The sequence below is a fragment of the Sediminibacillus massiliensis genome, assembly GCF_900156915.1.
In the GTDB taxonomy this organism is placed as follows: Bacteria; Bacillota; Bacilli; order Bacillales; family Amphibacillaceae; genus Sediminibacillus_A; species Sediminibacillus_A massiliensis.
Genome location: NZ_LT732535.1, coordinates 3314090 through 3335653, shown reverse-complemented (window position 1 = coordinate 3335653; position 21564 = coordinate 3314090). Strand labels below are relative to the sequence as shown.

Sequence of the window (21564 nt, the reverse complement as noted above, 5' to 3'; positions counted from 1 at the left end):
CAAGTTTTTCAGCCCATCCATGAATGGATTATGCTTCTCTATTGGCATATGAAGTATTGATTTTATATACAGACTCTACCATCGATTCATACAAATCTGCATATTCCAACGCAGAATCCTTCCAGCTGAAATGGCTTTTATTTACGTTTTTAAGCAGTTTATTCCATTGTTCCGGCTGATAATAAATATGCAGAGAATAACGGAGTACAGCAAGCAGATCATGGGCATTGTAATTGGAAAAACTAAAACCGTTTCCTGTTCCCGATACTTCATTGTAAGCAGTAACCGTATCTTTTAAACCGCCCGTCTCCCGTACAATCGGCACTGTTTTATACTGGAGTGCAATCAACTGGGAAAGTCCGCAAGGCTCGAACTTGGAAGGCATAATGAAAAAGTCGGCACCGGCATACATCTGCCTTGCCAATCCTTCATCAAAGCCACGGTAGAATGCCAGCTTGTCCGGATTCCGTTCAGCGGCATGGTGGAAATAATGCTCGAACTCTTGATCACCTGTCCCAAGAATCAGGCATTGGACATCTTCCAGAAGGAATTCATCTATAATCGCTTCAAGTAAATGCAGACCTTTTTGCTCGACAAGACGGGTGATTAAAACATACATCGGTTTTTCAGGATCAACAGGCAATCCGAATTTCTCCTGAAGAGCAGCCTTGTTTTCCTTCTTCTTCACTCTTGAATACTTATAATTTGATATAAGATGAGGATCCCTCATCGGATTGTATTCTTGGACATCAATACCGTTGATTACCCCGGTCAGATCCTCCTGCCGGTCTACCAGGATTTGGTGGAGACCTTCTCCATAGTATGGCATCTTGATTTCTTCCGCATAGGTCGGGCTTACAGTAGTAATCTTATCGGCATGGAATATCCCACTCTTCATACAGTTTATAAGCCCATTCCATTCCATCCCGCCGATATGCTCGTGTGACATATTGAACAAGTCATCGTATGCATCGATCGGCACGATTCCCTGGTATTTAATGTTATGGATTGTAAAAATGGTTTTCATATTGTCGACAGGTTCAAAGATTTTTGCAAAAGCTACTGCCAGTCCTGCCTGCCAGTCATGAGCATGTAGGATATCGGGTTCAAAGTCGAGAACGGAGATTGCCTCTATTACTGCTCTGCTGAAGAAAATAAATCGTTCTCCGTCATCATAATATCCATATACCCCTCTTCGGCTGAAATAATAGTCATTTCCGACAAAATAATATATAACATCTTGGTGGGACAATTTATGGATTGTTGCTTCCTGATTTCTCCAGCCTATAGGAACCTGGATAGAGGTGATCAATTCCATCTGCTCTCTCCAGACTTGCGGAATTTCCCCGTAGTAAGGAAGGATCACTCGTACATCGGCCTGTTCTGTGCGGTTTAACTCTTGAGGAAGTGAGCCGACTACATCCGCCAATCCCCCCGTCTTCACAAACGGGGTGCACTCCGATGCGACAAACAAGACTTTTTTCTTCATTTTCCTTCCCCCTTATATAGTTCTCCTTTTCGCGATGACAAATGGTTGCTCTTTGACACCCGTCAGTCGCTGGTTCTCTGTTACGGTAACATCTTTATCGAGTATCACATTTTCGAGATGGACTCCCGGCTCAATGGTACACCTTTGCATCAGGATCGAATTCTTCACAGTGGCGCCTGCTTTAACATGAACGCCCCGGAAAAGGATACTGTTATCGACATCCCCATCGATTACACAACCGTTGGCCAACAACGAACGGTTGACTCTTGATCCTTCTCTGTATTTGGTTGGCGGTTGGTTTCCGATTTTCGTCATCACAAGGGCATTATTGTAAAACAGACTTTCGAAGTTTTCGGTATCTAACAGATTCATATTGTGTCTGTAAAAACTTTCAATCGAGTTGATCACGGCACTATAACCGTTTGTCTCGTACACTTGTACATTCAATCTGTCCAGGTTTGCTTTGATAGCATCGATAAAGAAATGGTCTTTATAATGAGCGATACACTCGTCCACCAACTCAAGCAACAGCTTCTTGCTTATAATATATACCCCTGTAAAAATCCGGTGGTTGTAAGGGTCATTAGAAAGGTTGTTAACCCAGCCTCCTTCATCAGAAGTAATCTTCAGACAGGAATCGTGTTCCGGATACAGTTCATCATACGTAGCGGAAATGAGGGTGATATCTGCTTGTCTGTCCAGATGGAATTGGAAGGCATCCTGGTAATCTGCATTATTGATAAACTGGCTGCCACTTATGAGAACATAAGAAGAACGGCCCCTTTCAAAGTAGTCCCTATTGTTATGAAAATGGCTTAAGTCCCCTTTGGAAATGTCTGAGGGATCGTTCCAGTCAGGCGGCAGTATAAACAGTCCACCGTGCCGGCGATCTAAGTCCCAATCGGCCCCTGTCCCCAAGTGATCCATCAGGGAACGGTATTTTTTTCTGGCAAAAATGGCAACATCCTGAACACCGGACATCACCATATTGGAGAGAGCAAAATCAATCAGCCTGTACCTTGCAGCAAACGGGGCTGCAGCGCCGCATCTAAAGTAGGTAAGTTCATTCAAAAAGTCATGTTCATTTTCCAGATTAATTAGTCCCATCATCGTATCCATTTTATTTGCCTCCTAAGGGTTTACTTTTGACCGTTATAGTAGATATAGCTAATGGAGGGCCTGTCTTCCAGGCCCTTGATATTAATCAAGTCACCAGTTGCAAATTCCCCTCATACACTACCAGAGGTTCCTCATCTGGATTCGAAATTATTTCGACATTATCCGGAATAGTCATTCCTTCCATTACAATTACACGTTCGAGGACAGTATTTTTCCCTACTGTTACACTCGGGTGAAGGATTGATTGCCTGATCCTGCTTCCTTCTCCCACCCCTACATTCTCAAACAAGACAGATTGATCGACGCTTCCAGATATACGGCATCCAGAATTGATCAGCGAACTGGTCACTGTCGCTTCTTCATCAATTAGCTGTGCCGGATAGTTGGAATCATGAGAATACGTCCGCCAATCATTATTGTTCAGCGATACAGAAAGGTCTTCTTGCAGGAGATCCATGTGGGCTTCCCAGTAACTTTCGATTGTTCCAACATCTTTCCAATAGCCTTCAAAACGATAGGCATACAATTTCAAGCCATTTTGAATCATGGCTGGTATGATATCCTTCCCGAAGTCATGGTCGGATTCTGCTGAAACAGCGTCTTCTTCCAAATATTTTTTTAATGTTTTCCATTTGAAAATATAAATTCCCATTGAGGCGAGGTTGCTTTTAGCATGTTTTGGTTTTTCATCAAATTCATAAATGCGTAGGTCATCAGTGGTGTTGAGAATTCCGAATCGGGAGGTTTCTTTCCATGGAACTTCTACCACGGAAAGAGTGGCATCTGCTTCCGTTTCCTTATGATGGCGAAGCAGTTTGTCATAGTCCATATGATAAATATGGTCTCCGGAAATAACCAGGAGATATTCCGGATCGTATTGCTCGATGAAATGAATGTTTTTGGTGATAGCGTCGGCCGTGCCAAGATACCAGCTTCCACCAGAGTGTTCCGTATAAGGAGATAAAATGGAAAGGCCGTCTTGGCGGTCCAGATCCCACGCTTTTCCCACTCCGATATGCTTATGAAGAATAAGAGGGGAATACTGCGTTAGTACCCCTACTGTATGAATCCTTGAATTCACACAATTACTCAGGGCAAAATCGATGATGCGGTATCTTCCTCCGAATGGAACGGCTGGTTTTGCCAGGTTTTTCGTCAACAGCCCCAGTCTTGTTCCTGCTCCTCCAGCTAATAACATTCCGACACATTCTTTTTTCATTCGCTACTCCTCCTCGGCATTATGTTGGTGCATAACTTTTTTGAAAACGGAAATTGCTAGGGGTGGAATCTTCACTTTTAAATACTGGCTTTGACCATGCCACTCTTCAGGAAAGGTGAAATACTCACCTTTGTTGAGCTGACCTGAACCACCGAACGCATCAGAATCAGAATTAAACACCTCCTGATAAGTACCGGCTCTTGGCACGCCGACTTTGTAGTCATAATAAACATTCGGGGTAAAGTTGCAAAGTATTATCAAATCGTCTTCCGTTTGTCTGCCGATTCTCCTGAAAGCAATTACACTTTGATCTACATTGTGTGGATCGATCCAGTCGAACCCGTCCGGTTGATGATCCAGCTCATATAGTGCAGGCTCGTTTACATAAAAATGATTTAAGTGTTTCACATAATCAAATAATGAACGATGAAGGGGATAATCAAAAAGCAGCCAGTCTAATTCTTCTTGGTCTTTCCATTCGATATACTGGCCGAATTCTCCTCCCATAAATAGTAATTTTTTTCCGGGATGTGCCATCATATAACCGTATAACAGCCTCAAATTGGCAAATTGCTGCCACTGATCACCCGGCATCTTGTTGAGCAGGGATCTCTTTCCATGGACAACTTCATCGTGCGAAAGAGGAAGCACGAAGTTCTCAGAAAAGGTGTACATGAAAGAAAACGTCAACAAATTATGATGCCATTTACGATATACCGGATCATATTTCATGTATCTGAGCATATCGTTCATCCAGCCCATGTTCCATTTAAAGTTAAAGCCCAGTCCGCCGGCATAAGTTGGAGCACTGATTGCAGGCAGGTCTGAACTGTCTTCGGCCATCATCAACGTGTTCGGATAGTATTCAAAAACTATTTCATTCAACTTCTTGATGAATGCTATAGCCTCCAGGTGTTCTTCGCCGCCGAAAGAATTGGTGATGCGTTCCTCCCCATTATGCTTGTCGAAATTCAAATAGAGCATGCTCGCAACGGCATCCACCCTGAGGCCGTCTATATGGAACTCTTCCAGCCAGAAGATGGCATTGGAAATCAAAAAACTTTGGACCTCCGGGCGCCCAAAGTCAAAAGTCAATGTCCCCCAAGACCGTTTTTCCGCCTTTCTTTCATCGGCGTATTCAAACAATGGGGTTCCATCAAACAATCTAAGGCCATGGGCGTCTTTACAAAAGTGGCCCGGCACCCAATCCATAATCACCCCTATTCCGTTCAAGTGACATTGATCGACAAAATACTTGAAATCAGCGGGTGTGCCATAACGGCTTGTAACGGAATAATAACCAGTGATTTGGTATCCCCATGACAAGTCAAAGGGATGTTCTGCCAACGGCAGCAGCTCGATATGGGTATAGCCTAAATCCTTCACGTATGGTATTAGTTCATCGACGAGTTCTCGATAGGAAAAGTATTCGCCGTCCTCCTTCGTTTTCCAGGAACCTGGATGCACTTCATAAATATTGATCGGCGCATTGTGCGGTTTCAGCTCTTTCTTCTTTTTCTGCCATTGACTATCCTTCCACGTGTACTCTAAATCGAAAGGCGTAAGTGATGCAGTATTCGGCCGTAACTCTGATTGGAATGCATATGGATCAGCCTTTAAAAAAGGGGCACCGCTTTTCGGAGTGATTTTGTATTTATAGCGGGTACCGCTCGGGATGTCATCAAAAAATCCGCCCCATATCCCTTCCGTATTTAATCTTTTCAACGTATGTTTTTTGTTTTTCCAATCATTGAAATCACCTACTAGCTCTACAGAAAGCGCATTGGGTGCCCAGACAGTAAAGCGGAAACCCTTTTTCTTTTCATGTTGGACAGAATGGCAGCCAAGCATCTTGTAACTGTGATAGTAGGTACCTTGATGGAACAGGTAAATTTGCTGGTCAGAGATGGGAATGGACATAAAATACTCCTTTCCATGTTAGTAATTTGGAATTTTTATAGGAACAAAATAATTTGTTTTTCAGTAAAATAAAGAGGAAAGTTGTAAACGTTTTCTGATGAAAGAATATCTTAATTATAGAAGCCGATGCATAATCAGGATTTAATTCTGCCAAATTTGGGGTATTCTATTATTATTCTATCATGATTTCGGTTAATAGTGTAGAAAATTGGAAATAATGAAAAAATATTCTATAAACTTATTATTCGAAGCATATAATTACACAATAATATGAGAAACGGGGAACTTTACAATGGAAAAGTCCATTGCTTGGATAGATGATGTGAAGATGTTGGCCGTGTATATTGGAGAAACAGAGGTTTTGGGTGAGGAAAAGCCAGTCGTATTTTGGCAGAATAACAGACTGGAAGGAAAAATAGAGAAACTTGCTTCCGACGATTATGCTGTCCTCGTCTTCGAGGAAGAGATCCCATTAGGATATGAGATGGAACTTCAATGGGGAGAACACCGATTCTCCGTACATCCGAGGGGGATTGTCCGTACGCCATGGTTTGATGAACGGTATGATGCTACCGACGAGAAGCTCGGGGCTGTCTATACGGAAACAGCAACCACTTTCTCGGTTTGGTCTCCAACCGCCATCCGAATGACTTTGCATGTCAACGACAATCCATATGAAATGGAGAGAAAGGACAACGGTGTTTGGGAACGGACTTTGGAGGGCAACTGGAAAAACGCCCGGTATTATTATGAAGTGACCACCAACGGAAAAAACCTGACAACCAATGACCCTTATGCAAAAAGCATGACAGCAAACAGCGGATTTGGCATAGTACTAGATTCCGCATCCACTGACCCCTCCCATTTCAGAGATTACGAGAAACCGGCAATCGACCATGCAAAAGATGCTATCATATATGAACTGCATGTGCGGGATGCAACCATTTTTCCAGACAGCGGAGTCGAAAACAAGGGGAAATTTTTAGGTTTATCCGAGAAAGATACGAGAACTTCTTCTGGCCATAGTACCGGATTATCATATATAAAAGACCTTGGCTGTACACATGTCCAGCTCCTCCCTGTCAATGACTTTGCACGTGTGGATGAATCCAAGCCTGACGGGGGGTATAACTGGGGATACGATCCTTTGTATTATCAAGTGCCAGAAGGAAGCTATGCCCTTGACGCCACGGACCCGGAATCAAGAGTAAGAGAAGCGAAACAAATGATCAAAGCATTTCACGAAGAGGATCTTTCCGTCATTCTGGATGTTGTGTACAACCATGTTTTCATCCAGGAAGAATCTCCTTTTGAAAAATTGGTGCCGGGTTATTATTTCCGTTATCACCAAGTGGACATATTAAGCAATGGTACAGGTACAGGCAATGACATTGCCTCAGAACGGCGGATGGTCCGGAAATTCATCCTCGACACTATTGATTATTGGCTTAGTGAATTCCGCGTCGACGGATTCCGCTTTGACTTGATGGGGATAATGGATGTTAAAACGATGCTTGCCATCAAGGAACGCTGCGAAAGGGAATCAGCTCCTGTCCTGCTGCTTGGCGAAGGTTGGGAACTGGACACCCCGCTCCCGCCAGAACAGAAAGCAACTATATTCCAATCACATCAGTTGAAAGGTATCAGCTTCTTCAATGACAAATTCAGGGATTCCATTAAAGGAAATCTTTTCGAGCAGACAGATGTAGGATTTGCCAATGGAGACGGCCGGTACATTGAACTGCTTCCGCAGCTTATTTCCGGTTCTTGTCTGCCCGACCACGGCGAGCAGTCTGTCACGGAACCATTCCAGTCGGTCAACTATGTAGAGTGCCATGATAACCACACTCTCTGGGATAAGCTGGAGCTTTCCAATGAGGAACAGACAAGGGAAGTACGAAAAAGCATTCATCAAATTGCCACCGGTCTGACTTTGCTCAGTCAGGGAATACCGTTTCTGCATGCCGGCCAGGAATGGTTCCGGACAAAACAAGGAGATGAAAACAGCTATATCTCGGGGGATGAAATAAATCAACTGGACTGGAGCCAAAGGGTACGGGAGGCCGAAAACATCGAATGGGTCAAAGCATTGATTGCGTTGCGGAAAAAATACCATATGTTCCGGCTGGCAACTGTTGATGAAATTAAAGAACGGCTCCACATCCTGAAAACACCTGATCCCGTATTTGGTTTTACTTTATTCGGTGATGACGAGGATCTTGCCATCTTTGTCAACCCTCTTCAAAAATCGTTCCAAATTCACCTCCCTTCTCCTGGAAGATGGGAAAAACTGCTCAGCAACCATACTGGCGGGATGTCGCCTTTATGCTGTATTGTTGGGGAACAAATGCACATCGAACCATATGAATTGACCATCCTGAAAAAACCAAGAGTATAAATAAAATACCCGGGCGCATAAGCACCCGGGTATTTTGTATTAATCTTCGACATGATTCTTTCTGTTTTTCTTTTCTTGTTCTTTTTCGACAAAAATCTCCGGAACAAAATATTCGATATGGCGGTAAAGATTGACGAACTCACCTGGAAGATCGCCACCATACTCTCCATCGATGTTCAACTGCATTTTCTCTTCCGTGTGAACCTTGATTCGGTTCGCCCTTGTATGAACAATGAGACTGTCTTCCAAATGAGCTCCTCTCAATGCAAGAGTCGCCACTCGAATAAAATCAGCAACGTTGGCTTTCTTCAATATCAACAAATCAAACATACCATCATCCATGGTAGCACCCGGTGCCAATTTTTCAAAACCTCCAACCGAATTCGTATTGGCAACCAGGAACAACATGATTTCGCCTTGGAACAGCTTGCCGTCATATTCAATCTCTACTTTGGTAGGTCTCAATGAAGGCAGCATTTCGACTCCTTTTAAGTAATAAGCCAACTGGCCAAGCATGGTTTTCAACTTACTCGGAACTTCATATGATAGTTCTGTCAGCTTTCCGCCTCCGGCAATATTCATAAAGTATTGGTCGTTGACCTTGCCAATATCCAATGCCATCGTTCTATCCTCTAATATAACATCCACTGCTTTCTGTATATTTCGGGGAATCGATAGTGCTCTGGCCAAATCATTTGTCGTCCCGACAGGAATGATGCCAAGCCTTGGTCTGTAATCATTACCTGCAATGCCATTGATCACTTCATTGATTGTCCCATCACCGCCGGCTGCTATCACAATATCAAATTTCCTGTCTACAGCGATCTCCGCCGCCTTTGTGGCATCACCGGCGCATGTAGTTGCATGTGCAGATGTTTCATAACCCGCTTGTTCCAAGCGTTCCAAGACACTAGGCAGTTCTTTTTTGAACGCTTCTCTTCCTGAAGTCGGGTTGTATATAATCCGGGCCCTTTTCATAGGTCTCCCCCTGTTCCGTCTATCATTACATCCTGAAAAAGCATGTGATTGATCATTCATCAGATTAGAAGCCAGAAACTTTTCTGTTCATCTTGTCCTAATCCATTATACATCATAGCCGTTTTTGTTCGATTTGAAAAGTTATTTTGGTCGTCATTAAAAAGAATTAGGACCGCTTCGCATTAGAAGCAGCCCTATAGAAAAAGATTCTAACGCTTGTCCATTTCCTCTTTCAGTATCTTATTAACCATCGGAGGATTGGCCTGACCTTTCGTCGCTTTCATGACTTGTCCGACTAGGAAGCCGAGTGCACGGTCTTTTCCGTTCTTGTAATCTTCGATTGATTGTTCGTTCTCATCTAGGATGCCAGTGATGATTTCTTTCAGCTGTCCCTCATCAGAAATTTGGACAAGGCCTTTCTCTTTGACGATTTTTTCCGGATCTCCGCCTTTCTCCACTAGTTCAGAGAAAACCTTTTTGGCAATCTTGGAAGAAATCGTACCGTCTTCAATGAGTTTAATCATTTTTGCAAGTCCTTCAGGTGTCAACTCCAAGTCATGGAGCTCCAACTGCTGCTTGTTCATATAGGCGGAAACTTCCCCCATCAGCCAATTGGATGCCTGCTTGATATCTGCTCCCTGATTGATCGTTTCCTCAAAGAAATCGGACATTTCTTTCGTACCTGTCAGTACCATCGCATCATATGCCGGCAGTTCCAGTTCATTGACATAACGTTGTTTACGGGCATCTGGAAGTTCCGGGATATCTGCGCGGATCCGCTCTTTCCATTCCTCGTCAATGTATAAAGGAACAAGGTCCGGTTCAGGGAAATAACGATAATCGTCAGATCCTTCTTTCACCCTCATAAGAATGGTTTCCTTTGTCTGTTCATCATAACGTCTGGTTTCCTGCAAGATCTCTCCGCCTGACAGCAACACTTTTTGCTGGCGCTTTTCCTCGAATTCCAACCCTTTTTGTACAAAAGAGAATGAATTAAGGTTTTTCAGTTCCGTCTTTACACCGAACTCTTCTTGTCCGATTGGACGTATAGAAAGATTGGCATCACATCTAAGCGAGCCTTCTTCCATTTTACAATCCGATACACCAGTGTACTGAATGATATTCTTCAACTTCTCCAAGTAGGCATATGCTTCCTGTGGAGAGCGGATATCCGGCTCAGAAACGATTTCAATCAATGGTGTACCTTGTCTGTTGAAGTCGACCAGGGAGTAACCATCATCGCTATGTGTCAATTTACCGGCATCTTCTTCCAGATGAAGACGGGTGATGCCGATTTTCTTTTTGACACCGTCTACTTCGATCTCAATCCAGCCATTTTCTCCGATCGGCTGGTCGAATTGGGAAATTTGATATGCCTTCGGATTGTCCGGATAGAAATAATTCTTCCGATCGAATTTAGTATCCGTAGCGATATCACAGTTTAACGCCATAGCTGCTTTCATGGCAAAGTTGACAGCTTCTTCGTTCAGAACAGGCAGAACACCAGGATAACCCAGGTCGATAGGATTCACATTAGAATTAGGCTCTGCTCCGAAATGGTTGAAACTCGGACTGAATATCTTGGAGTCTGTTTTTAATTCAACATGGACCTCCAACCCGATAATCGTTTCAAAATTCATTACTTGGCACCTCCTAATTCAGGTTGTTTTTTGTGATGGTCTGTTGCCTGCTCGAATGCATAAGCAGTGCGGAGCATCGTGCTTTCATCGAAATGCTTGGCGATAATCTGGAGCCCGATTGGCAGGCCTTCGCTCGAGAACCCGCAAGGAATCGACATGCCAGGAACACCTGCAAGGTTGATCGGAATCGTCAAAATGTCGTTTGCATACATGGTCAACGGATCATCGATGATCTCGCCGACTTTGAATGCAGGAGTAGGCGTTGTAGGACCTATGATGACATCGTAGTCTTCAAAAACTTTGTCGAAATCGTTTTTAATCAATGTACGGACTTTTTGTGCTTTTTTATAATAAGCGTCATAGTAACCGGAACTCAATGCGAACGTACCGAGCATTATCCGGCGTTTCACTTCATCTCCGAAACCTTCGCTTCTTGATCGCTTGAACATATCCAGCATATTGTCTGCTTGTTCAGAACGGACGCCATAACGGACACCGTCAAAGCGGGCAAGGTTTGCAGATGCTTCTGATGAAGAAAGAAGGTAATAAGCTGCAACCGCATAGCGGGAATGAGGCAGGGATACTTCTTCCCAAGTAGCACCCAAGTCTTCATATACCTTTAAAGCATTCATGACAGCTTCTTTCACCTCTGGCGCTACTCCTTCCTGCAAATACTCAGACGGAACAGCAATACGAAGCCCTTTAACATCTTGCTTAAGTGCTTCACTATAGTCCGGGATGTCTACATTGGCAGAAGTAGTGTCCATTGGATCATGGCCGACAATGGCCTGCAGCAAATGAGCGTTGTCTTCCACTGTCCGGGTGATCGGTCCGATTTGGTCTAAAGAAGAAGCGAACGCCACTAAGCCAAAACGGGAAACAAGACCATATGTAGGTTTTGACCCAACAACACCGCAGAATGCAGCCGGCTGGCGAATCGAACCCCCAGTATCAGAACCTAAAGAAAAGAATACCTCTTTTGCAGCAACAGCTGCAGCAGAACCACCACTTGAACCTCCAGGCACATAATCTGTATTCCAAGGATTGCGTGTGGCATAATAGCTGGAGTTTTCATTGGAAGACCCCATCGCAAATTCATCCATATTCAGCTTTCCAATGTTCACCGTTTTTTCCTGATCCAATTTCTGAACAACCGTTGCATCATAAAGCGGATCGGTGAAGTTGTCTAAAAACTGGCTTGCACATGTGGTGCGGAGACCTTTTGTTACGATATTATCTTTAATACCAATAGGCATGCCGAACAACAAGCTGCGTTCCCCTGCTTCCTGTTCATCCAATTCTTTTGCCTTTGCTTTGGCATTCTCTTCATCTAACGTAAGGAATGCTTTGACTTTACCGTCTACTTCATTAATTCTTTGATAAGATTCCGAAACCAAATCACTGACTGTGATTTCTTTTCGATTCAGCATCTCCTGTAACTCTTTTAATGTATAATCAAAAAGCGACATTGCTTTAGGCCTCCTTATTCTAATATGGATGGTACGCGGAACTGGCCATCCTTCTGATCTGGTGCATTTTTCAGCGCATCTTCTTTTTCGATCCATTTTTTCGGTTCGTCTTTACGCATAACGTTCTTCAAATCTAAGACGTGTGTAGTAGGTTCGACGTTTTCTGTATCTAATTCATTTAAACTTTCTGCATAATCAATGATATCACCAAGCTGCCGGGTCATTTTCTCTACTTCCTCATCCGTAAGAGCAAGGCGCGCAAGGTGTGCAACATGCTTTACTTCTTCTTTTGAGATATCAGCCATCTCAGTCACCTCCAGATTTTATGTATCCATATGCTTCCAATCAAAAAAGTCCTTTTGTTTAAAAGCATTTAATTCTCTTATACGATTAATAACAATACTTATGATGATAGCAAAAAAATACGATAATTGGCAACTTGTAGCAATATCGGCTTGAGATTTTTTTATGTTTAAAGATACAGTTTCAATGGAAAAAGACAAGTCAGACAGAACAAGCTGTTTCCCTCCCTTTTTCTTTTTTGTTCATAAGAATCAGTTTGGGCTAAAGAGAAGCTTGTTAAACCATTAAAAAAGAGCCCTTCAGAAGAAGGACCCTTTCCAGGTATTAATATTTGGATTTTGCTTCGTCAAATTCAGCTTCTGCTTCCGGATGCGGTTTACCGGCCATACTAACAAGTACGGCTACAATCAAATTCAACAAGAAACCTGGGACAATTTCATAAAGGTCGAAAATACCCCCAGAAAGGAAATCTCCCCAAACAACTACGGTTACTGCACCGACGATAATTCCTGCGAGCGCACCGTTTCTTGTAATTCCTTTCCAGAACAAGGAAAGCAGAATAATAGGTCCGAACGCTGCACCAAAACCAGCCCACGCATAACTTACAAGCTCAAGTACAGAGCTGTCCGGATTCGATGCGACAAGTGTCGCTATCAATGCAATGATGATTACTGCGCCGCGGCCCACCCAGACAAGCTCGCGCTCACTTGCATTCTTGCGGAGAATAGCCTTATAGAAATCTTCTGCAACAGCCGATGAGGAAACAAGCAGCTGAGAGTCAATTGTACTCATGATTGCAGACAGAATCGCCGCTAACAAAATACCTGCGATAATCGGATCAAATAAGATTTGAGAAAAAGCAATAAAGATTTTTTCAGGGTCTGCAAGCATTTGAATGCCATTTTGGTTGACTACCTCAATACCGAATTGAGACAAAACGCCAACATCCTGTGTATTAATAAACGCAAGCCCTGCAAAACCTGTGAATACTGCCCCATAGAGTCCCAATACCATCCAAGTTGTACCGATAAACTTGGCCATCGGTACATCCTTCGGCGAACGAAGTGCCATGAATCTTGTAATGATATGCGGCTGTCCGAAATAACCAAGCCCCCATGCCATGGATGAAATGATGGCAAGAGTTCCGACACCGGCTACCATGTTCAAGTGACCAGGATTGATCTGTCCTACTGCATTCACAGTGGCATCCCAGCCACCGATAACGAAGATAGCTCTTATCGGTACGATGATCAGCGCTAAGAACATCAAGATCCCTTGAATGAAATCCGTCCAGCTGACAGCAAGGAATCCTCCCAGGAATGTATAGGAAACAATAACTACAGCACCAATCCAAAGTGCCTGTGTATATGTCAATCCGAATGACGCCTCAAATAGCTTTGCGCCACCCACCATTCCAGAAGATGTATAAAAAGTGAAGAATACCAATATGACAATTGCAGAAATCACACGCAATATGTGGGAACCGTCGCGGAAACGGTTTTCTAAGAAGTCCGGAATCGTGATGGAATTATTTGATACTTCCGTATAAACTCTAAGTCGCTTCGCTACGAACTGCCAGTTCAAATAAGCACCAATTGCAAGCCCGACAGCCATCCATCCTTCTGCCATTCCTGTGGCATAGATAGCACCAGGCAATCCAAGTAATAGCCAACTACTCATATCGGAGGCACCGGCACTAAGTGCGGCAACTCCAGGCCCTAACCTTCTTCCACCAAGTACATAATCTGATAAGTCATTAGTTAATCGGTAGGAAATGACCCCAATCAGGAGCATACCCAATAAATAAACAATAAACGTAATTAACGTTGCTGTTCCCATGTGTTTCTATTCTCTCCTCTCAGTAAATAAAGTGATGATCGACAAAATAATCAAAATCGGCATAGGTACAAATAACCAAAACCACGTTGCACCTGTAAGTGCGAAATCTTCCATTTTTCTACCCCCTTTTTATACATCGTGTATGCATTTTCGTTTTTATCATGCATCGAACGGTAAAAACGAAAACACAGACACAACATTCCAACTATAACACAACATAAAATTCAGAACATTCAGTAATATATTTAAAATTCCATTCAATTAATAAATATGCACTATATTTCGTTTATTTTTGTATATTTTACTCTATGGATAATATCTATTCATGAAATTTAATAAAATTAAATGAGCAATTTTCCCTGTATGCGCTTTAATTAACTGTTTTTGTTTTGTTAAAAGTAGACAAAAAAATACCCGGAACAAATGTGTTCCGGGCAAGATAATGAAGATAATTTATTTTCGGTTGATTAATAGAAAAGATCGGTGGAAAGAACTCCAGGTTCAGCATCTCTGTGTGCTAATTCAAAAGATAGCACTCCTGGCTCCGCATCTCTATGTGCCAATTCAAAAGATAGCACTCCTGGCTCTGCATCTCTATGTGCCAATTCAAAAGATAATACTCCTGGCTCTGCATCTCTATGTGCCAATTCAAAAGATAATACTCCTGGCTCTGCATCTCTATGTGAGAAGTCTTTTGCGATATTTCCTGTTTCGTTTGCTACAAATAATAATCCCCCTACCATTACAGTGGCAGCAATTGTTCTAATAAAAGACTTTTTCATCATTTATTCCTCCTATATTTTTATTAATTGTTCATAAGCAAAATTTGTAAGTTTATAATACTTAGTTGATAGTTTATATCTACTTAAGTTTTCATAGTGCTTACCAACCATATTGGCATATACTATTAAACTCGCATAATCCTTTTGCTTCTGCAAATAAGGTATTAATTCACCTACAACTAGGTTTTCAAATTTTTCATTATCTCCATTTAAAGCATAATCATAGGTCTTCAATTCATAAATGTAAGCCTTATACCGACTTTTATCGAGCTGATCAATTATTTCAAATCCTTCATTCACCATTTCCCTACAATCATTATAATTATGACTAATATAATATTCTCGCATTAGGGAAGTTATTGCAATTAGTCTTTCTTTTAACTTTAACAACTCTTTCTTGGCCAGCACCTTTTTATAGCATTTTATAGAATTTAGAGTATCTCCTTTTGATGCATATAAATTAGCCAGATTAATATTAGTTAATTGTATTAGTTCTTCGTTTTTATTTAACTTAGCTAAATGTTGAGCAAGATTATAATTTTTTATCGCCTTATCATAAACCCTTATTCTTCGGTAAGAAATTCCTAATAGTATATGACACTGGGAACATCTTAAGAAATTATAGTTTTTACTAAATGCTTCCAAAGCTTGGTTCGCATAATCAATGACTTCTAGAGTATTTCGTAATTTACTATGTGTTACAGCTATTGCGTATTTTATATCTGCAGTTTCATCTTCACTTAATTCAACTTTGTTGATTATTTCTTCTGCAAGTTTATAATACCTCATGGCTTGATTGGGTTCTTCTATTATAGAGTTGTAGTTCCCATTGAATTTCAGCCAATAATACTCTTGATGTTGGTCAAATGTATCAGTTACTTGTTTAAGATGATTAATTTGTCGTTGAGCAAGCTTGACCTCATCAATTACAAGATAGTATCTAATTTTGTGAATCTCAAACATAGCTTGCAGTTCTGAGTATGATTTACCAATTCGGCTATTAAGCTCTTTGAATAATAAGACTATTTTTTCTTTATCTTGAAATTCAAACAGCATATCAAACCAATCTTGGCACTTCTCTTTAAGATCAGAATCTTCATCCTCTTGCAGCTCTACTCCTAATCTCCCACAGAGAAGATTGATCACATCTGAACTTGGTTCTGTTTTGCCGTTTTCAATTTTCGACAAATAAGATTCTGAAACGATCCCTTCGGCTAACTCTTCTTGTGTCATATTCTGTTTGATTCTATGTAGTTTAATAAAAGGACCAATTTCCATAGATTGCCCACCTCATAAACTCATTTAGGCAAATTTCCTACTTCCCTACAGACTAGAATTAGATAATATGAACTAATCTATAAAGATAGTAATTCCTATGAGTATATAATACCACATCTTGTTAAAATTCATATTGGGAAAGTTTGAAGGGAATATCAGTTATTAACGCCCTAAAAACTTTCCTACTTTCCTAAACCAGGAAACCCCCTTGCCAATTCGACAAGAGGGTTTAAAAAATCTATAGCATTTCAGACGTTGTTTTAGGCTGCATTAGATGGGACAAGTAATCTGGTCCACCGGCTTTAGAGTCTGTGCCGGACATATTGAAACCACCGAATGGATGGTATCCAACAATCGCGGCTGTACACCCGCGGTTAAAGTAAAGGTTACCGACATGGAAGTCTTCTCGAGCCTGTTCGATATGTTCCCGGTTGTTCGTAATGACCGCCCCAGTCAGGCCATATTCGGTATTATTGGCAATGTCAATTGCTTCGTCAAAATTCTTAGCCTTTGTAAAGCCTACAACCGGGCCAAAAATTTCTTCCTGCATAATTCGGGAGTCTGGTGCCAAATCAGCAAAAATGGTCGGATTTACGAACCAGCCTTTGGAATTATCGCCAGTTCCTCCTTCTACAAGTCTTCCCTCTTCCTTGCCGATATTAATATACTCAAGGATTTTGTCATAAGCTGCCTCATCGATGACAGGCCCCATGTAGGTATCATGTAATGCAGGATTTTGGACATTGACTTGTCTTGTCTTTTCCGCCACCCGCTCAAGCAATTCATCGTAAACAGCTTCATGTGCGACTACCCTGGAGCATGCAGAGCATTTCTGGCCGGAAAAGCCAAAAGCGGAATAAGTTATCGCGTCCGCTGCCAATTCCAAATCGGCACTTTCATCAACTACTATCGTGTCTTTTCCGCCCATCTCAATGATAGAGCGCTTGAGCCACTTTTGCCCTGGCTGCACGACAGCTGCCCGTTCGTAAATTCTTGTTCCAACTTCCCTCGAGCCTGTAAAATTAATGAAACGCGTCCGGGGATGATCTACCAGGTAGTCTCCTACTTCAGAACCGCTTCCCGGTACAAAGTTGACTACCCCAGCAGGCATTCCGGCTTCCTCCAGTACTTCCATCAACTTATAAGCAATAATCGGTGTAGCACTGGCCGGTTTCAAAAGAACTGTATTGCCAGTGACAAGTGGAGCCACTGTTGTCCCAGCCATTATCGCGAATAAGAAGTTCCATGGTGATATGACAATTCCCACACCGAGCGGAATATAATGAAGCCGGTTATTTTCAATTTCACGACTGTTGATTTCTTCACCGTTCTTCATCTCCAACATTTGCCGTCCATAGTATTCCATAAAGTCAATTGCTTCCGCCGTATCCGCATCAGCTTCTTTCCAAGGTTTGCCGCCTTCTTTGACCAGATGCGCAGTAAACTCATGTTTACGGCGGCGGACAATGGCAGCAGCCCGGAACAGAATGTCTGCACGCATCTCAGGATTGGTCTTTCTCCACCACTGAAATGTTTCATCAGCCACTTTCATAGCTCTCTCGGCAAGCTCTTGATTCGCTTTGGAAACATATCCGATAATCTCATCTTTATCGGCAGGATTATAGGACACAATTTTATCTTCGGTTGTGATCCGCTCTCCGCCAATGATTAACGGGTACTCTTTTCCAAGCTCAGCTTCGGCCTTTTTGATTTCCGCTTCCAACGCTTTCCGATTCGCTTCAATCGTAAAATCTGTAAAAGGTTCGTGCTTGTACGGTGTTACCATGAACATGACCTCCTTATTCTATGAAAACATCTGCCTGAACACTTGCTATATGGTCTGTCAGGTCAATACAGTTCTAATTTTAACTGATAATTTTGAAGACTTCAAACAATTCCAAGATGCCTATTCATAGATATGGACTTCAGGTTCTTCCTGGCCAGGATCCCTTGTAATCAGGCTCTCCTGTTTATTATTGGAGGTAATATTAATTTCGAGAGCATGATAGGTTTCAAATGTTTCCATAACCAGACCATATACGTACTGTGTAAAGCCGACCACTTCTGCTTTACCTTTAAATTCGATCGGAATTTCCAATTTCATCTTCTTCAGCTGGCCGTCTTCGTAATAACCATTCCCGATTACACTGACATAGTTCGGAAAATACTTAGCGACATCTCGTTCGAAATATTCGACCCTGTCATTGTCATCCGGGTATTTCTCTTCTGCTTCATCTGATGGAAAAAGAATATTTTCCTCGTCGATCGTTTTCCAGTCTTCGATTGTTGTTCCATTAGCGGAAACAGAGGTCTTGGCCACAAAGTTACCCGGGACAAGTGCTCCTCTGTCTTCTTCCCGGTACAAAGCAATCATAATAGGAACATCAGGTACATCTTCCATCGAACGGAGCCTGTCCAACACTTCCTGTGCGATTTGCTTACCCTGTTTCAGCATTTCTGACTGGCTGATTTCTTCGTAGTAATATGGACCACCAATTTCGGTTTGGAAGCGGTAGTTCGATTTCATTGCCAGTCCAATGGAGATTCCGCCGAGTTCGACGACATCCTCGCTTTCTTTACGCAAAAAGTTATGTTCGAGTATGTGGGATAAATACCTCGGGTTATTCCTTTCATCCTCGATTTTCTCCTCGGTTTCCTTGCCTTCAGCATCTTCTATCGCCGGATTCAATCCCGAATCGTCCACTTCGCTTTCTTCATCTTCCTCTTTTTCCTCTGTGCTTTCATCACGTCCAAGCCAGTCATAAATAATATCTTCGTCTAAATATTGGCCTTCTTGAAAGTAATACTGGTCAGGATCAAATGTATCCTTCGCATGCCTTCTGAGCCCTTCTTCAAACTCATCGATATCGAGACGGTTGGCGATTTGTCCGACAATGACACCCCTGGCTTCACTCAGCTTATACGGCAGAATGACCTTATATTCTTCTTCATCGATATTATAGCTTGGGATGATTGCTGTCTCCTGATTTGTCTCATCCTGACTTCCGCTCTCTTCAATCACTTCTTCTCCATTATCAAAGGATGGGGCGCATCCTGCTGTAAACAGAAGAATGCACAAGCCCATCATCCCTATTTTCTTCACTCGTTTCACTCCTACTCATCCAAGGCAGTTTTCAATTGTTGTTCGTCCCAAATTTCCACATCCAATTCTTTTGCCTTGTCATACTTTGAGCCAGCGTCTGCTCCTGCAATCAATAAATCTGTTTTCGCACTGACGCTGCCAGTAACCTTTCCACCCAGCGTTTCGATTTTTTCTTTTGCTTCCTGGCGTGTAAATAGTTCCATCTTTCCAGTCAACACAATTGTTTTGCCAGCAAAAATGGAATCTTCCTTCTGATCGGATTTTCTTATTCCTGTATATTCTGTATTCAAGCCAAGGGCTTTCAATTCATCTATCAACTCATTGACCTGTGGTTTAGCAAAATAACGTACAACCGAATCAGCCATCTTTTCGCCAATTTCATTTACAGCGGTCAAGCGTTGCAAATCAGCTTCGCGCAGACGATCGATCGTTTCGAATTCCTGTGCCAATGTCCGGGCTGCCTTAGCTCCGACATAACGAATACCCAAACCAAACAACAGCCGCTCCAACGAGTTGCCTTTTGACACGTCAATCGCCTTCAGTAGATTATCGACTGATTTTTCGCCCATACGTTCCAGTTGTAGCAGTTCTTCCCTGTCCAATTTATAAATATCAGAAATATGGTGGACAAGGTTTTCCCTGAATAACTGCTCGATGACCTTTTCTCCAAGCCCATCGATATTCATCGCATTCCGCGACACAAAGTGGATGAGCCCTTCTTTCAGCTGGGCAGGACAATTCGGGTTGATGCATCTTAGAGCGACTTCTTCCTCTAGCCTTACCAGCCCGCTACCACAAGCCGGGCATTCCGTCGGCATGTGGAATTCTTCCTCTTCGCCTGTCCGCTGATCCTCCATGACCCGGACGACTTCCGGAATAATATCGCCCGCTTTTTTTATAACAACTGTATCGCCTATGCGGATATCCTTCTCACGAATCAAGTCTTCATTGTGCAAGGAAGCCCTTTGCACAGTGGTCCCAGCCACCTTCACAGGCTCTAATAAAGCTGTCGGCGTTACCACACCGGTCCTGCCTACACTTAGCTCGATATCAAATAATTTGGTCACAGCCTCTTCAGCCGGGAATTTATAGGCAATCGCCCAGCGTGGACTTTTGGCCGTGAAACCAAGCTTTTCCTGCTGATCGATCCTGTCTACTTTGATAACAATTCCATCTATTTCATAGCTTAATTCCGGGCGTTTCTCCACCCACTGATTGACGAAATCGATCACTTCCTCGATTGTCTGGCACTTCCGCCATTCAGGATTCGTTTTAAAGCCCAGTTCCTTCAGGTGCTGCAGACGTTCACTGTGTGAAGCCAGCGTTCCCGCTTCCCACTGCCCTACACCATAAAGGAAAATATCGAGATTACGTTTGGCGGCGATTTTCGGATCAAGCTGGCGAAGTGATCCTGCAGCGGCGTTTCTCGGATTGGCAAACGGTTCTTCCCCATTCTCTTCTTTCGCTGCATTCAAGGCCAAAAACGATTTCTGCGGCATGTAAGCTTCTCCACGCACTTCCATTGCCTCCTGCTGCTTTATTTGCAACGGGATACTGCGGATTGTCCGTAAGTTCACCGTAATATCTTCACCGATATTTCCATCGCCACGAGTAGCACCCTGCACGAATCTTCCATCTTCGTAAGTCAAGGAGACCGCAAGTCCATCGATTTTCAACTCACATACGTAAGTAACGTCTTCTTTCAGACCTTCCCTAACTCTACGGTCGAAATCCCGCAGATCTTGTTCGCTGAATGCATTGCCAAGACTTAGCATCGGAACCGTGTGCTGCACCTTTTCAAAAGCGTCGATCGGTTCCCCCCCAACGCGCTGAGTAGGTGAATCAGGCGTGATTAATTCCGGAAAAGCCTCTTCCAAATCGATTAATTCACGCATCTTCTTATCGTACTCATAATCAGGGACACTAGGTTGATCAAGAACATGATATTCATGGTTATATTTGTTCAGTAATTCTCTTAACTGTTTGATTTCTGCTTTGGCTTGTTCTAGGTTCATGCCGGACACCTC

General features: G+C 42.7%; 15 protein-coding genes. 1 reads left to right on the top strand and 14 read right to left on the bottom strand.

Going from position 1 to position 21564, the window contains the following annotated elements; translation table 11 throughout:
- Positions 1 to 28 precede the first annotated feature (28 nt).
- The 4 genes from glgA to glgB all read right to left on the bottom strand — a co-directional run bounded on the left by glgA (position 29) and on the right by glgB (position 5747).
- Positions 29 to 1489, bottom strand: a complete 1461-nt coding sequence (gene glgA, locus CZ434_RS17340; RefSeq protein ID WP_077624287.1) for a glycogen synthase GlgA — start codon at positions 1487 to 1489, stop codon at positions 29 to 31.
- Positions 1490 to 1501: 12 nt separating this feature from the next.
- Positions 1502 to 2608, bottom strand: coding sequence for a glucose-1-phosphate adenylyltransferase subunit GlgD (gene glgD / locus CZ434_RS17335; protein WP_077624286.1), 1107 nt, complete (start codon positions 2606 to 2608; stop codon positions 1502 to 1504).
- An 85-nt stretch (positions 2609 to 2693) separates the two neighbouring features.
- Positions 2694 to 3827 carry a glucose-1-phosphate adenylyltransferase gene (locus CZ434_RS17330; protein WP_077624285.1) on the bottom strand — a complete coding sequence of 378 codons (1134 nt, stop codon included), beginning with the start codon at positions 3825 to 3827 and terminating at the stop codon, positions 2694 to 2696.
- Positions 3828 to 3830: 3 nt separating this feature from the next.
- Entirely contained in the window at positions 3831 to 5747 is a 1917-nt protein-coding gene (gene glgB, locus CZ434_RS17325; RefSeq protein WP_077624284.1) for a 1,4-alpha-glucan branching protein GlgB, read from the bottom strand.
- Between the two features lie 292 nt (positions 5748 to 6039).
- On the opposite strand from glgB, the gene pulA reads away from it, so the two are divergent.
- Positions 6040 to 8145: a type I pullulanase gene (gene pulA, locus CZ434_RS17320; RefSeq protein ID WP_077624283.1), complete on the top strand. Its 2106-nt coding sequence runs from the start codon at positions 6040 to 6042 to the stop codon at positions 8143 to 8145.
- Between the two features lie 39 nt (positions 8146 to 8184).
- On the opposite strand, the gene CZ434_RS17315 is transcribed toward pulA, so the two are convergent.
- The 10 genes from CZ434_RS17315 to ligA form a co-directional block, all read right to left on the bottom strand.
- Complete coding sequence (locus CZ434_RS17315) at positions 8185 to 9123, bottom strand: diacylglycerol kinase (RefSeq protein WP_077624282.1); 939 nt, start codon at positions 9121 to 9123, stop codon at positions 8185 to 8187.
- Between the two features lie 209 nt (positions 9124 to 9332).
- A complete protein-coding gene (gatB, locus tag CZ434_RS17310) occupies positions 9333 to 10763 on the bottom strand; it encodes an Asp-tRNA(Asn)/Glu-tRNA(Gln) amidotransferase subunit GatB (protein WP_077624281.1) in 1431 nt (476 codons plus the stop codon).
- Positions 10763 to 12232, bottom strand: a complete 1470-nt coding sequence (gene gatA / locus CZ434_RS17305) for an Asp-tRNA(Asn)/Glu-tRNA(Gln) amidotransferase subunit GatA (protein ID WP_077624280.1) — start codon at positions 12230 to 12232, stop codon at positions 10763 to 10765. The genes gatB and gatA overlap by 1 nt, the downstream gene beginning before the upstream one ends.
- A 14-nt stretch (positions 12233 to 12246) precedes the next feature.
- Positions 12247 to 12537 carry an Asp-tRNA(Asn)/Glu-tRNA(Gln) amidotransferase subunit GatC gene (gatC, locus tag CZ434_RS17300; protein WP_077624279.1) on the bottom strand — a complete coding sequence of 97 codons (291 nt, stop codon included), beginning with the start codon at positions 12535 to 12537 and terminating at the stop codon, positions 12247 to 12249.
- Positions 12538 to 12859: 322 nt separating this feature from the next.
- A complete protein-coding gene (putP, locus tag CZ434_RS17295; protein ID WP_077624278.1) occupies positions 12860 to 14374 on the bottom strand; it encodes a sodium/proline symporter PutP in 1515 nt (504 codons plus the stop codon).
- Positions 14375 to 14841: 467 nt separating this feature from the next.
- Positions 14842 to 15156 (bottom strand): hypothetical protein, encoded by a 315-nt coding sequence (locus CZ434_RS17290; protein ID WP_077624277.1) that lies wholly within the window; start codon positions 15154 to 15156, stop codon positions 14842 to 14844.
- A gap of 12 nt (positions 15157 to 15168) precedes the next feature.
- Entirely contained in the window at positions 15169 to 16434 is a 1266-nt protein-coding gene (locus CZ434_RS17285; RefSeq protein ID WP_077624276.1) for a helix-turn-helix domain-containing protein, read from the bottom strand.
- Between the two features lie 238 nt (positions 16435 to 16672).
- On the bottom strand, positions 16673 to 18220 hold the full coding sequence (gene pruA, locus CZ434_RS17280; protein ID WP_077624275.1) for an L-glutamate gamma-semialdehyde dehydrogenase: 1548 nt from the start codon (positions 18218 to 18220) through the stop codon (positions 16673 to 16675).
- A gap of 120 nt (positions 18221 to 18340) precedes the next feature.
- A complete protein-coding gene (locus CZ434_RS17275) occupies positions 18341 to 19537 on the bottom strand; it encodes a CamS family sex pheromone protein (protein WP_077624274.1) in 1197 nt (398 codons plus the stop codon).
- An 11-nt stretch (positions 19538 to 19548) separates the two neighbouring features.
- Complete coding sequence (ligA, locus tag CZ434_RS17270) at positions 19549 to 21552, bottom strand: NAD-dependent DNA ligase LigA (RefSeq protein WP_077624273.1); 2004 nt, start codon at positions 21550 to 21552, stop codon at positions 19549 to 19551.
- Positions 21553 to 21564: the final 12 nt, after the last annotated feature.

Coding starts and splice junctions, on each gene's coding strand:
- glgA (WP_077624287.1), bottom strand. CDS start 1,489: ATGAAGAAAAAAGTCTTGTTTGTCGCATCGGAGTGCACCCCGTTTGTG.
- glgD (WP_077624286.1), bottom strand. CDS start 2,608: ATGGATACGATGATGGGACTAATTAATCTGGAAAATGAACATGACTTT.
- CZ434_RS17330 (WP_077624285.1), bottom strand. CDS start 3,827: ATGAAAAAAGAATGTGTCGGAATGTTATTAGCTGGAGGAGCAGGAACA.
- glgB (WP_077624284.1), bottom strand. CDS start 5,747: ATGTCCATTCCCATCTCTGACCAGCAAATTTACCTGTTCCATCAAGGT.
- pulA (WP_077624283.1), top strand. CDS start 6,040: ATGGAAAAGTCCATTGCTTGGATAGATGATGTGAAGATGTTGGCCGTG.
- CZ434_RS17315 (WP_077624282.1), bottom strand. CDS start 9,123: ATGAAAAGGGCCCGGATTATATACAACCCGACTTCAGGAAGAGAAGCG.
- gatB (WP_077624281.1), bottom strand. CDS start 10,763: ATGAATTTTGAAACGATTATCGGGTTGGAGGTCCATGTTGAATTAAAA.
- gatA (WP_077624280.1), bottom strand. CDS start 12,232: ATGTCGCTTTTTGATTATACATTAAAAGAGTTACAGGAGATGCTGAAT.
- gatC (WP_077624279.1), bottom strand. CDS start 12,537: ATGGCTGATATCTCAAAAGAAGAAGTAAAGCATGTTGCACACCTTGCG.
- putP (WP_077624278.1), bottom strand. CDS start 14,374: ATGGGAACAGCAACGTTAATTACGTTTATTGTTTATTTATTGGGTATG.
- CZ434_RS17290 (WP_077624277.1), bottom strand. CDS start 15,156: ATGAAAAAGTCTTTTATTAGAACAATTGCTGCCACTGTAATGGTAGGG.
- CZ434_RS17285 (WP_077624276.1), bottom strand. CDS start 16,434: ATGGAAATTGGTCCTTTTATTAAACTACATAGAATCAAACAGAATATG.
- pruA (WP_077624275.1), bottom strand. CDS start 18,220: ATGGTAACACCGTACAAGCACGAACCTTTTACAGATTTTACGATTGAA.
- ligA (WP_077624273.1), bottom strand. CDS start 21,552: ATGAACCTAGAACAAGCCAAAGCAGAAATCAAACAGTTAAGAGAATTA.